We start from the raw sequence: 12,609 nt of genomic DNA, 5'->3' as shown, positions 1-12,609 counted from the left end.
CCCCGGCGACCCTCCTGGTGACGCGGTACGCGCGGGCCCTGGTGACGTGGTGACGCGGGGCGGCCCCGGTGACGCGGCGGCACGAGAGCGGCCCCCGGCGACACGGTCCGTGTGCGGCCCCCGGGGACGCGTCTCCCGCGCGCGACTCAGGTGACGCGCCCCGTGTACGCGACCACGTGACGCGGCCCGTGTACGCGACCAGGTGACGCGCCATCCGCGCGCGCCCCGCCCGACCGCCGTGCCCCCCTCACACCCCGCGCCCCCTCACACTCCCCGCTCGACCGCCGCGTCCCGGAAGCGCCGGGTCCGGTGGACCGGCTCGGTGTCGAGGACCGGGATGACCCGCTCGCCGATCAGCCGCAGCGAGGTGAGGGTGGCCTCGTGCCCGATGTCGACGGGGACGCCGAAGACCACCTGGTCGGCCCCGGCCTGCTCCCACCGCTTGCACTGCTGGAGCACCTCGCCGGGATCACCGCAGATCAGCAGCTCCTCGGCGATCAGCAGCTCCACGACCTCCTCGGTGTACTCGGGGATCAGCTCGGGCCAGCGCGGGATGCCCTCGGGACGGGGGAAGGTGTCGTGGTAGCGGAAGACCAGCGACTGGAGGTAGTTCAGCCCGGCGCCCGCGGCGATCCGGACCGCCTCATCATGGGTCTCGGCGCAGATCGCGGTCGTGGTGACCATGAGGTTGTCGTTGACGAAGTCCCCGACGGGCTCGGCCTCGCGCACCGCCGTCTTGTAGGCGTCCAGCGCCCACGTCATGTCGGAGACCTTGGCGACGCTGAAGCCGAGGACGCCGAGTCCCTTGCGGCCCGCCATGGCGTACGAGGGCGGTGACCCCGCCGCGTACCACATGGCCGGGTGGGACCCTCCGTACGGTTTCGGCAGGATCTTGCGCGGTGGCAGCGACCAGTGGGTGCCCTGGAAGCCGGGGTACTCGTCCGCCAGCCACATCCGGGGGAACTCGGCGATCGTCTCCTCCCACATCGCCTTGGTCGCGTTCATATCGGTGATGCCTGGGAGGAAGCCGAGGATCTCATGGCTGCCCGCGCCCCGCCCGGAGCCGAACTCGAAGCGGCCCTCGGAGAGGTGGTCGAGCATGGCGACCTTCTCGGCCACCTTGACCGGGTGGTTGACGGCGGCGAGCGGGTTGAAGATGCCCGCGCCCAGGTGGATCCGGTCGGTGGCATGGGCGAGGTAGCCGAGGAAGACATCGCTGGCGGAGAGGTGGGAGTACTCCTCCAGGAAGTGGTGTTCGGTGGCCCAGGCGTACTTGAAGCCGCAGCGGTCGGCCTGGATGACGTACTCCGCCTCCCGCATCAGCGCCGTGTGCTCGGCGCGCGGATCGGACCCGGCCCGACGGCCGACGTACCCCTGCACGAAGATCCCGAACTCCACCGGGCCACCGCCCTTCCCCGCGTCACACTTCTGACGGAGCTGACGCATCGTCAGATCTCGACGGGGACGACTGTTTCACCGCAGGGGTACGCCGTCAATAGCTGACGAGCCGTCAGCTATTCCTCAGATCAGGGTGGTCCCGGCCAGCCAGCCGCCGTCGATGACGAAGGGCTGACCGGTGATGTACGAGGAGTCATCGCTGGCCAGGAAGACGGCGAGCCGGGCGACCTCCTCCGGCAGCCCCGCCCGGCCCATCGGGACCAGGCGCTTGTAGAAGCTCGCCAGCTCCCGGCCGGAGCCCGGCGGGCCCTTCTCGACCGAGGTGTCCACCAGGGAGTAGTCGGCCATGGGGGTGTCGATCGCCCCCGGGCAGATGGCGTTGACCCGGATGCCCTTCTTCGCCAGCTCCAGGGCGGCCACCTGGGTCAGTCCGATGATGGCGTGCTTGGTGGCGCCGTAGGAGGAGGTCCCGGCGACCCCGAGTATCCCGGTGACCGAGGAGATGTTGATGATGGAACCCCCGGTCGCGATCTCGGGCGCGACGGCCCGGATACCGAGGAAGGTCCCGATCTGGTTCACCCGGGTGACTAACTCGAACTCCTCCACCGGAGTGTTCACGATCTCGTTGTACCGCAGGATCCCGGCATTGTTGACCAGGCAGTCGATGGCACCGAACCGCTCCTTGGCGGCGGCCACCGCGGTCCGCCACTCCTCCTCGCTGGTCACATCGAGATGGTGGTAGGCGGCGTTGTCGCCGATCTCCTCCGCGACCTTGGCGCCCTCGTCGTCCAGGACGTCGGTGAGGACGACCCGGGCGCCCTCGGCGGCGAAGATCCGGGCCTCCTGCTCGCCCTGACCACGCGCCGCGCCGGTGATGAAGGCGACCTTGCCCGCGAGCCTGCCGGTCTCGGCTGCTGCGCCTGCTGCGTCTGACATGGGAAAACGCTCCTTCATAAGGTGAGGTGGGGGGCGACCTCGGCGGCGAAGGCGGCCATCTGGTCGAGCAGTTCGGTACGGTCACGGCTCCGGAACCGCACCTGGATCTGGTGCGCGCCCATCTCCGCGTACTCCCGCAGGGAGGCCGCGATCTCCTCCGGAGCGCCGGTCAGGGTCCGCCGCCCGACCGGCCAGGAGGGCGCGCCGACGTACAGGGGTTCGGCGATGGCCCCGATCACCAGGGGCCGCCCGGCGCCCGCACGCTCCCGCAGGGCGTGGAGCGTGGCGATCCGACCGGGCAGCCGGGAACGGGGGTCGCCCTGGGGGAGCCAGCCGTCGCCCCGGAGCGCCGCCCGGCGCAGCGCGGCGGGCGAGGACCCGCCGACCCACACCGGCACGGACGGCTGTACGGGGCGGGGCCGCTGCCCCAGTCCGGCGAAGGAGAACCGCTCCCCGTGGAACTCGGGGAACTCCTCCGGCCCGAGCGCCGCCCGCAGCGCGTCGATGGACTCGTCGAGCAGGGGACCGCGCCCGGCGAAGTCGGCGCCGAGCGCGTGGAACTCCTCCGCCACGTGCCCGGCACCGACCCCGAGGACCAGCCGGCCACCGGAGAGGTGGTCCAGCGTGGCGTACTGCTTGGCGGTGACGAGGGGATGGCGCAGCCCGACGACGGCGACATGGCTGAGCAGCCGCACCCGGGCGGTGACCGCCGCGAGATAGGCGAGGGTGGCGACCGGGTCGTACCAGACGGTCGACATGGTCCCGGCGAGCCGCCGGGGCACCGCGACATGGTCACAGACCGCGATGTAGTCGAAGCCGCCCCGGTCCGCCGCGCGGGCGACCTCGACCAGGTCATCCGGGACCGCCGTGACCTCCCAGCGCTCGGCGTAGAGCCCGCTCTGGGACTGGACGGGAAGCTGGATGCCATAGGCGAGCCGCCCCCCGGTCGGTACCCGTGTGCGCACGTTGGTCCTCCTGACGGGGGCCTGGCGTCCTGTCCCATGGCGTTCGGAGAGCGGTGGTCAGCCGCCTTCCGGGGCGGCGGTGGTCAGCCGCCTCCCGAGGCACGAGGGCCTCTCGTTCGGATCTCGCTGGGCTCGCGCGCCCCGCACCGCTCCCTCATCCAGCCTGATCGAGACGGAAGGCCCCAGGGCCCGCCTGATCCATCAGAGAGGCCCTGGTGCGGGTGGCTCGGTTCCGTAGCGCTCGGCGGCTCGGTGGTCCCCTCGCCCTGAGGTGGTGCCCTCACACATCCCGCCCGGGATGTCGTCCTCACCACCCCGTGCGGGATGTGGTCCTCACGATCCCCTCCGGGGCCGCGCTCTCGCGATCCCGCCCGCCTGGCGGGCGGAGGGCGTTTCTTCCCAAGGCCCCGGGGCCGGCGGCCTTGTCGTGACGGCTCCCGGGGGTGTCCCGGCATCCCGCCGTCATCGTGATACCTGATACCTCGTCAGGCAAGGGCCGGGGCGGCACACGGGCACACCGCCCACGCGTCCGGGCGGCGCACGGGCACACCGCCGGGCACCACGCCGGATGCCCGGGCGGGCACCGCGCCGGGCACCCACCCCACCCCCACCATCCGGCCGCGCGCCCATCTCCGGCCCACCCGCGGGCCATGACTCCCCCACTCGCGCACCACACCCCCACGGGATCCGCTTCTCCATGAGGGGCCACCCCAACCCGCCGACCACCCGCCCCATACACGCCTTTCCTCCCTGAATCGACCTGCCCTCTATGTTCCAGATATACGGAGATAAAGGGCTCGCTCGATGGCCGAATCCCAGAGGGTGTTCTCTGCCTCCTTGGCCGGGATACCCCGCCCCGACAGACTCAGCCGACCCGACGGCCCCAGGGCGCTCGAAGGTCTCCATCGATCCGGACCGAGCGGCCTGGATGGCTCGGTCGCTTCGCGGAGCGCTCCACTCCGCGCCTCCGCTCCCCGGCAACGGCCCATCTCGGCCGAACAGACGGGCGAAACAAGACAGCCATGCCAAGGCTCCCCCAGACCCCTTGGAAAACCGGGCGCCCGTGTGCTGATGTTCCCGCCCCCTCACCGGTACGGGACGCCGGCCGAGGGCCATCGACAAGGGACACACATCGAACCAACACCACAGAGGCATCGGAGGGATGCGACATCATGCGGCAGAACCACAGTCCCCAAACCAGCGGCCCGAGAACGCGATCCGGCCATGACGACGGCCCTGGCGTCCCCGTCGTGCGGGCGGACACCCTGGTGATCGACTCGGCGGGGCGGCGCGTCGCCGACGGCCTGGAACTGACCGTCGGTGCGGGAGAGGCGGTCGCGATCACCGGCCCGCCGGGAAGCGGAAAAACGGCACTCCTCAACTGCCTCGCCGGACTGGCCCGCCCCACTTCGGGCTATGTCGAGATCGCGGGAGGGCGAGTGAGCACGATGGCCGAGGACCAGGCGGCCCTCTACCGGCTGACCCACATCGGCATGGTCTACCAGTCCGACGAGCTGATCCCCGAACTGAGCGTGACGGAGAACCTCGCGTTGCCCGCGATGTTCGCCGGACACACCCGGGCCCGTGACCGGGCCCCCCATCTGCTGACCCTGCTCGGCCTCGACGGACTCGGAGACCGGGCCCCCGTCGACCTCTCCCATGACCAGTGCCGCCGGGTGGCCATCGCCCGCGCCCTGGTGTGCGACCCGGCCGTGGTACTGGCCGACAACCCCACGGGCGCCTTGCCCGAACCGGACGCCGACCTCGTGACGTCCGCCCTGGTGGCCGCCTGCCGCACCCGTGGCACGGCCCTGGTGCTGGCCACCGAGGCCCCCGCCACGGCGGCCCGGCTGGACCGCACCCTGTTCCTCCAGCACGGACTGCTCACCCCGTACCAGCCCTGATCCACGCCCTACCGCGCCGGGGTGCCGCCACGCCCCGGACGACCCCCGCCTGAGCGCCCACGCCGTCCGGGCTCCCGCGCCGCCCCACCCGGACACCGGGTCAGGGCGCCGGACCACGGCATCGGCCCAGGACGCGAGCCGGAGACGACCGGCACCCCCGCCCCGGCCCCGACCGGCCCACCGCCCCCGGCTCCCCTCCGGGGCGCCAGGCCCGGGCACCTCCTGGCCCCTGGCGCCGGAGCCGCGCGATCCCCTCCGTACCGGAACCTCCGGCGGCGCGGACCGCCCCCGCGTTCAGCGGCCGTTCATTCAGCCCACCTCAAGACCCAGCGTCGTCGCCAGCACCACCGCCTGCTGAAGGTCGATACGGGCCCCGGCGAGCCGGACCGTACGCGGGTCCAGGGCCGAGAGGTCGCTGCCGCGCAGATCCGCCCCGCTGAGGTCGGCCCGCTCCAGCTGGGCGCCCGAGAGGTCCACGGAGGTCAGACCGGCCCCCGCCAGATCCGCGCCCGTGAGGTCGCACTCCCGCAGCCGGACTCCGTCGAAGGACACCCCCCGCAGACCGGCGCCGGACAGGGTGGTGAAGGACCAGTCCCCGCCCGTCACCTTCAGCAGGCTGATGTCACAGCCCTGGAAGGTGCTGCCGACCGCCTTGCACTGGTCGAAGTGCGTGTCGAAGAAGACACAGCGATTGAAGACGCAGTTGGTGAACGCCGCGTTCCGGTGGCGTGAGGCGTTGAACCGGACGCCCGAGAAGGTGCACCCGTCGAACACCGCCCCCTCGTTCTCCACCTCCGTCCAGTCCAGGTCGTAGAAGACGGAACGGATGAACCGCTCGCCGGTCAGCACCCGCCCGTACCAGTCCTCATCCCGGATCTCCTCGTCACGGACCTCCTCATGACGGATCTCCTCGTCACGGACCTCCTCATGACGGATTCCCTCGTCATGGATCTGCTCGTCACGGGCCTGCCCGATACCCGTCTCCTCGATACGCGTCTCCTTCCGGGACCCCTCGCCCCCGGCCTCCCGGCCCTGGCCCCACCAGCCGGGACCTCCTCCCTGATCGCCGCTCCGGTGACCGCCTCCCCCGTGGGCGGCCCCCGGAGCAGCCCCCTGAGCGGCCCGCCCCGCCACTTCCGGGGAGTCACGGGACTCACGGGACTCATGGGAGGAGGACCCGCCTGCCGCACGCCCACGCCGGTTCGCCATGTCCCCATGGAACACCCCGCCACTGACAATCGCCCCTGACCTGCGAGTCAGCCGGCCCGAGCGCCAGCCGGACGAACCAGACGGAACCACCGGACCGGGCAGCGGTCAGCGGTCAGCCACCACAGCCCCTCCGCCGCCGGCCCCCGCCCGCAAGCCCCTCCGCCAGCAGCACCACGCCCTCACCCCGCCCACAGCCCCTCCGCCGTCAGCCCCAGCAGCTCGATCGCGTTCCCCCGTACGATCGCCTCCACCACCTCCGGCGCCAGGTGCGCCATCTGCTCCTCGCCCACCTGGCGCGAGTGCGGCCAGGTGGAGTCCGAGTGGGGGTAGTCGGTCTCGTACAGCACGTTCCCCGCGCCGATGGCGTCGAGGTTGCGCAGGCCGAAGGCGTCGTCGAAGAAGCAGCCGTAGACATGGCCCGCGAACAGTTCGGACGGCGGGCGCAGCACCTTGTCGGCGACACCGCCCCAGGCCCGGTTCTCGCGCCAGACGACGTCCGCGCGCTCCAGGATGTAGGGGATCCAGCCGATCTGGCCCTCCGCGTACATGATCCGGAGGCGGGGAAAGCGTTCGAACTTCCCGCTCATCAGCCAGTCGACCATCGAGAAGCAGCAGTTGGCGAAGGTGATGGTGGAGCCGACGGCGGGCGGCGCGTCGGCGGAGGTGGAGGGCATCCGGGAGGACGAGCCGATATGCATGGCGATGACCGTGCCGGTCTCGTCGCACGCCCGCAGGAAGGGGTCCCAGTCGTCGCCGTGGATCGACGGCAGCCCGAGGAAGGGCGGGATCTCGGAGAACGCCACCGCTCGCACGCCCCGCGCCGCGTTCCGCCGTACCTCCGCCGCCGCCAGGCCGGCGTCCCACAGGGGGACCAGCGTCAGCGGTATCAGCCGCCCCTGGGCCTGGGGCCCGCACCACTCCTCCACCATCCAGTCGTTGTACGCGCGGACCGCGAGCAACCCGAGTTCGCGGTCCTTGGCCTCGGTGAAGGTCTGGCCGCAGAAGCGCGGGAAGGTGGGGAAGCAGAGCGCGGACTGCACATGGTTGGCGTCCATGTCGGCGAGCCGCTCGGGGACGCTGTAGGAGCCGGGCCGCATCTGCTCGTAGGTGATGACCTCCAGCCGGATCTCGTCGCGGTCGTGGCCGACGGCGGTGTCGAGCCGGGTCAGAGGCCGCCGCAGCCCCTCGTACAGCCACCAGTCACCGACCGGCCCGTCATCGCCCTTCTCGCCCATGACCGGGGTGAACCTGCCACCGAGGAAGGTCAGTTCCTTCAGGGGCGCGCGGACGATCCGGGGCGCGACGTCCCGGTACTTCGACGGGAGCCGGTCCCGCCAGACATGGGGCGGCTCCACCGTGTGGTCATCCACCGAGATGATCTTCGGGAAGGTCTCCATGCGGTCACCGTAGCGCCGATCTGACGGTTCGTCAGTAACGCGGGACGCGGTGCGCGGCGCCACCGCTCCGGACCGCGGTACGAGGAGTCCGGGCCCGCCCCCGTACACCGACCCGCCCCGCCCTCGCCCCCACCCCCACTCCCCTGCGCGCGACCCGGCCACGCGCGCCCCGGAGCCAATGACCGGCCACGCGCCCCTCGGCCCCACCCCCGCGCCCGCCCCCGCCCCCGCCCCCGCCACGCACCGAACCCCCGACCCTCCACACAAGCAACCCAAACCGCCCTCCACCCGTCTCCCCGGGTGCCTATACATCGCGCGTATACACCGTGTGTATAGTTCGAGAGCGCCCTCCGGCCACCCATACGGACGCGGCGCGGCCCGCCATGCCCAGCACCCACCCAGGGGGATCCGCCATGCCCAGCAGAGCCCGAAAAGCGAGCCTTGTCGCCCTCGTCGCCCTCGCGGCGGCGTCGGGCCTCGTCCTCAGCAGCTGCGGCCAGGACCGGATCGAGCCCGCCGACGCCCGCGCGCAGGCCATCGAGGACGGCAAGCGGATCGACGACACGGCCGAGCCCGGCACCGGCACGGGCTCAGGCACGGACAACGCCACCACCGGCACCGGCACCGGCACCGGCACCACGGGCGCTCCCGCCACCACCCCCCGCGGCGGCGCCCGCTCCCTCCCCCTCGGCCAGCTCCCCCTGAACCAGATCCCGGTCGACTGCGAGAAGGCCAAGTGCATCGCGCTGACCTTCGACGCCGGACCCGGCAAGGACACGCCCCAACTGCTCGACACGCTGCGGCGGGAGAAGGTCCCGGCCACCTTCTTCCTGCTGGGCAAGAACCATGTGATCAAGTACCCATCGGTGGTGAAACGTATCTTCACCGAGGGGCACGAAGTCGCCAACCACACCTGGTCACATCCGCGCCTCGACAAGCTCAAGCCCGCCGAGATCCGCGAGGAGCTCTCCCGCACGCAAGATGCCATCGCAAAGATCACCGGCGAGAAGCCGACCCTGATGCGCCCGCCGCAGGGCCGGATCAACGATGACGTCACCGCCGTCAGCAAGGAACTGGGGCTGGCCCAGATCCTGTGGAGCGCCACCGCCAAGGACTACTCCACCACCGACTCCGACCTGATCAGGGAGCGGATCGTCAAGCAGGCGAGCAAGGACGGCATCATCCTGCTGCACGACATCTACGACGGAACCGTCCCCGCCGTCCCCGGCATCATCAGCGAGCTGAAGGAGCGCGGCTACACCTTCGTCACCGTCTCCCAACTGCTCGCTCCCGCAAAGGCCGAGCCGGGCGCGATCTACAAACCCTGAACCGGCGCGACCACTTCCGTAGCCCGGCGGAAGGAACGCGGAAGGAACTCGGACGAAGATCGACAGCCGCGTTATCCCCCACCCCCGCAGGGGCAAGGGCCGATGTGGAAGTGCCCCGTTGCTGACGGGGCCGCCATGCACAAGGCAGACTGTCGGGTGCGAATCGGCAGTTCGGGCAGGGGGCAGCAATGGACCGTGACAACGGGCCACGCGTACCGGAACAGCGGGGTCCGACGCCCAGTGATGTCGCTGACCTGCGTTTCAGTGTGCTCGGCCCGGTACGCGCCTGGCGAAACGGGGAGCCGGTGCCATCGGGCTCCCCCCAGCAGCGGGCCCTGCTCGTGGCCCTGCTGCTGCGCGAGGGGCGCACCGCGACCGCCGCCGAGCTGATCGACGCCATCTGGGGCGAGGATCCGCCGCCACAGGCCCTGCCCACCGTCCGTACCTACGCCTCCCGGCTGCGCAAGACCCTGGCCGCCGGGGCCCTGGTGAGCGAGTCCGGCGGCTACGCGATGCGGATCCGGCGCGAGAGCGTCGACCTGTGTGTCGCCGAGGAGCTGGCGCTGGAGGCGGAGAAGGCGCGTGCCGCCGGGTCGCCCGACCAGGCGCGGACGCTGCTGAACAAGTCGCTGGGGCTGTGGGACGGCGAACCGCTGGCGAGCGTTCCGGGTCCCTACGCGGAGCATCAGCGCGCCCGGCTCGACGAGTGGCAGCTCCAGCTGCTGGAGACCCGCCTCGATCTCGATCTGATGGTCGGGGCGCACGCCGAGGCCGTCTCCGAACTCACCGCCCTCACCGCCACCCACCCCTTGCGGGAGCGGATGCGTGAGCTGCTGATGCTCGCGCTCTACCGCAGCGGCCGCCAGGCCGAGGCCCTCGCCGTCTACACCGACACCCGGCGGCTGCTCGCCGAGGAACTCGGTGTCGACCCCCGCCCCGAACTCTCCCAGCTCCAGCAGCGCATCCTGCGCGCCGACGAGGAACTGGCGCAGCCGGTGGAGCAGCAGTGCGCCGCGCCCTTAGTCGCCCAGCCCGCCCAGTTGCCCGCCAGCGTGCCCGACTTCACCGGGCGCGCCGCCTTCGTACGGGAGCTGAGCGACCGGCTCGTCACCGCCGAGGGCGCGGTGATGGCGGTCTCCGCGCTCGCGGGCATCGGCGGCGTCGGCAAGACCACCCTGGCCGTCCATGTGGCGCACCAGGCCCGGCCCCAGTTCCCGGACGGACAGCTGTACGTCGACCTCCAGGGCACCGCGAGCCGTTCCGCGGAGCCGGTCGCCGTCCTCGGCTCCTTCCTGCGCGCCCTCGGGCTGCCGGACGCCCAGATCCCGGCCTCCCTGGAGGAGCGCGCGGCGCTCTACCGCTCCACCCTCACCGGGCGACGGATCATGATCCTGCTGGACAACGCCCATGACGCGGCGCAGATCCGGCCGTTGCTGCCGGGGTCGGCGGGGTGCGCGGCGCTGGTCACCAGCCGGGTCCGGATGGTCGATCTGGAGGGCGCCCATCTGGTCGACCTCGATGTGATGTCCCCGGAGGAGGCGCTCCAGCTCTTCACCCGGATCGTGGGTGAGGAGCGGGTCGGGGCGGAGCGGGAGGCGGCGCTGGACGTGGTCGGCGCGTGTGGGTTCCTGCCGCTGGCGATCCGGATCGCCGCCTCGCGGCTGGCGGCCCGCCGTACCTGGACCGTCTCCGTCCTCGCCGCCAAGCTCGCCGACGAACGACGCCGACTGGACGAACTCCAGGCCGGTGACCTCGCCGTCAAGGCCACCTTCGAACTCGGCTACGGACAGCTGGAACCCGCCCAGGCCCGCGCCTTCCGCCTGCTCGGCCTCGCCGACGGCCCCGATATCTCGCTCCAGGCCGCGGCGGCGTCGCTGGCGCTCAGCCCGCACGAGACCGAGGACCTGCTGGAGGTGCTGGTGGACACCTCCCTGCTGGAGTCCGCCGCGCCGGGCCGCTACCGCTACCACGATCTCGTACGCCTCTACGCCCGCGCGTGCGCCGAACGCGACGAGACCCCCGAGGCCATCGAGGGCTCCCTCTCCCGGCTGCTGGACTTCTACCTCGCCACCGCGAAGCGGGAGTACGTCTTCGAGCGGCCCGGCGACCGGCTGCCGCGCCAGCTGGAGCCCACCGAGCACCCGGGGCTGACCTTCGCCAGCCGCCAGCAGGCCCTGGACTGGCTCTACACCGAGGCCCACTCCATCCTCGCCTGCGCCCGCCAGTCCACCGTCGGCGGACGGCTGCGCCGCGCCATCGACCTGCTGTGGGCGGCGAAGGACCTGGCCGAGTCGGGCGCGAACTCCAAGCAGTACGAGTCGGCCGCGCTCACCTGCCTGGAGGCGGCCCGCGCCCGGGACGACCTGCGCGCCCAGGCCCGCGCCCACACCACCCTGACCATCGTCCACCTGGTGACGGGCAACTACCGCGAGGCCGACGACCACGCCCACCAGGCCGCCCTGCTGGCGGCGCGGGCGCAGGACATCCCGCCGCTGTACTGGGCCAACAACGACCGGGGCATCATCGCCTTCAACCGGGGCCGGTACGCGGAGGCCGAGACCTTCCACCGCCAGGCCATGGAGGACGCCCGCGCCGACGGCAACGAACACGCCGAGGCCGCCTTCCTGTGCAACCTCTCCCGGGTGACGCTGGCGCTGGGGCGGACCGAGCAGGCCATCGACTTCGTCCAGCGGGCGATCGGGATCTACGAGCGCAGCGGGACCACCCTGCGCCTCGCCAACGCCCGGTACGCGCTGGGGGTGGCCATCACCTCCGCCGGGCGCCCCGCCGAGGCGCTGGAGCAGCTCTCGCTCGCCCTGGAGGCGTTCGAGACGACCCGGCAGCGGCTATGGGAGGGGAACACCCACTTCCGTATCGCCCAGGCCCATCTGACGGCGCTGCGGCCCGCGCGGGCGGCGCAGGCGGCGGAGCAGGCACTGGCGATCGGCTGCATCGGCGGCGACCGGACCAAGGGCAGTGTGCTGATCACCCTGGGGCGGGCGCTCTCCTCGCTGGGTCAGGCGGGGCGGGCGCGGGCCTGCTGGCTGGAGGCCCTCGCCCTCCACGAGGCGTCCGGCGCGCCCGAGGCCGCCGAGGTGCGCAAGCTCCTGGACACCCCGCTCTCCGCCGTATGACCGGGCTGACCGGGCTCACCGGTCCGCCCGGTCGTCCCCGCCCCGCCCCGATGGCCCGTTCCGCGCGGGGCGGTCCCCCCACCGCGCCCGCCCGGACCACTCCACGGACGAACCCCCGCCGTCCGTCTGTCCGCACGGAATGTACGCACGGAATGTACGCACGGACGTACACAGACATACGGACCGGCATACGCACGGCCGTACGCGCGGACGTACGCGCGGACCGCTCCGCCGGTGGACCGCCTGCGGCCCGTCGCCCCCATGGGCCGCTCCCGCCCCGGCCGACGCCACCTGGGCGTACCCGGCCGACGCGGAACCTCCGCCTCCCCAAGTCGCGC

At 72.2% G+C, this 12,609-nt stretch carries 8 protein-coding genes; 3 read left to right on the top strand and 5 right to left on the bottom strand.

Features of this window, described 5'->3' with window-relative positions; all coding sequences use genetic code 11:
* Positions 1-264 precede the first annotated feature (264 nt).
* From ACFVIM_RS03700 to ACFVIM_RS03690, 3 genes are all read right to left on the bottom strand, one after another.
* Positions 265-1,398 (bottom strand): LLM class flavin-dependent oxidoreductase, encoded by a 1,134-nt coding sequence (locus ACFVIM_RS03700; protein WP_384297953.1) that lies wholly within the window; start codon positions 1,396-1,398, stop codon positions 265-267.
* A 123-nt stretch (positions 1,399-1,521) separates the two neighbouring features.
* Positions 1,522-2,334: an SDR family NAD(P)-dependent oxidoreductase gene (locus ACFVIM_RS03695; protein ID WP_384297908.1), complete on the bottom strand. Its 813-nt coding sequence runs from the start codon at positions 2,332-2,334 to the stop codon at positions 1,522-1,524.
* A 14-nt stretch (positions 2,335-2,348) separates the two neighbouring features.
* Complete coding sequence (locus ACFVIM_RS03690; RefSeq protein WP_384297905.1) at positions 2,349-3,299, bottom strand: LLM class F420-dependent oxidoreductase; 951 nt, start codon at positions 3,297-3,299, stop codon at positions 2,349-2,351.
* 1,172 nt (positions 3,300-4,471) lie between these two features.
* Here ACFVIM_RS03690 and ACFVIM_RS03685 point away from each other — a divergent pair.
* Positions 4,472-5,203, top strand: a complete 732-nt coding sequence (locus tag ACFVIM_RS03685) for an ABC transporter ATP-binding protein (RefSeq protein WP_384297902.1) — start codon at positions 4,472-4,474, stop codon at positions 5,201-5,203.
* 309 nt (positions 5,204-5,512) lie between these two features.
* Here the strand turns inward: ACFVIM_RS03685 and ACFVIM_RS03680 are convergent, their stop codons facing one another.
* Both ACFVIM_RS03680 and ACFVIM_RS03675 read right to left on the bottom strand, forming a co-directional pair.
* Positions 5,513-6,412, bottom strand: a complete 900-nt coding sequence (locus ACFVIM_RS03680; RefSeq protein ID WP_384297901.1) for a pentapeptide repeat-containing protein — start codon at positions 6,410-6,412, stop codon at positions 5,513-5,515.
* Positions 6,413-6,591: 179 nt separating this feature from the next.
* Positions 6,592-7,809, bottom strand: a complete 1,218-nt coding sequence (locus ACFVIM_RS03675; protein ID WP_384297898.1) for an amidohydrolase family protein — start codon at positions 7,807-7,809, stop codon at positions 6,592-6,594.
* A 413-nt stretch (positions 7,810-8,222) separates the two neighbouring features.
* On the opposite strand from ACFVIM_RS03675, the gene ACFVIM_RS03670 reads away from it, so the two are divergent.
* The gene (locus ACFVIM_RS03670) at positions 8,223-9,137 is read left to right on the top strand and encodes a polysaccharide deacetylase family protein (protein ID WP_384297896.1); all 915 of its coding nucleotides are present in this window, start codon (positions 8,223-8,225) and stop codon (positions 9,135-9,137) included.
* 188 nt (positions 9,138-9,325) lie between these two features.
* Positions 9,326-12,271, top strand: coding sequence for a BTAD domain-containing putative transcriptional regulator (locus tag ACFVIM_RS03665; RefSeq protein WP_384297894.1), 2,946 nt, complete (start codon positions 9,326-9,328; stop codon positions 12,269-12,271).
* The last annotated feature ends 338 nt before the right edge of the window (positions 12,272-12,609 follow it).

This window comes from Streptomyces sp. NPDC057638, assembly GCF_042800315.1.
In the GTDB taxonomy this organism is placed as follows: Bacteria; Actinomycetota; Actinomycetes; order Streptomycetales; family Streptomycetaceae; genus Streptomyces.
This window is presented reverse-complemented; position numbering and strand designations above follow the sequence as displayed.